This window comes from Candidatus Merdisoma sp. JLR.KK006 (assembly GCF_036941035.1).
Lineage (GTDB): Bacteria > Bacillota > Clostridia > Lachnospirales > Lachnospiraceae > Laedolimicola.
Genome location: NZ_JAYMNS010000104.1, coordinates 1 through 283, shown reverse-complemented (window position 1 = coordinate 283; position 283 = coordinate 1). Strand labels below are relative to the sequence as shown.

The window sequence follows — 283 nt, the reverse complement described above, 5'->3', positions numbered from 1 at the left end:
GTTCCCACAAGGTTCCACGTGTCTCGTGGTACTCTGGATACCGCCTTGTCAGCTCGTCTTTCATGTACGGGGCTTTCACCCTCTTTGGCAGGCTTTCCCAAAACCTTTCCATTAAACTCGCTGAATCAATTATGCGGTCCGAACCCCAGGATGCACGCATCCTGGTTTGGCCTCTTTCCATTTCGCTCGCCGCTACTTTGGAAATCGATGTTTCTTTCTTTTCCTCCGGGTACTTAGATGTTTCAGTTCCCCGGGTTCCCCTCCATGCGTTATGTGTTGGCGC

The 283-nt window shown here is 51.6% G+C and carries 1 rRNA gene; it reads right to left on the bottom strand.

The window, feature by feature from the left end:
• Positions 1–283, bottom strand: a 23S ribosomal RNA gene (locus tag VSQ61_RS22780); the annotation flags it as partial.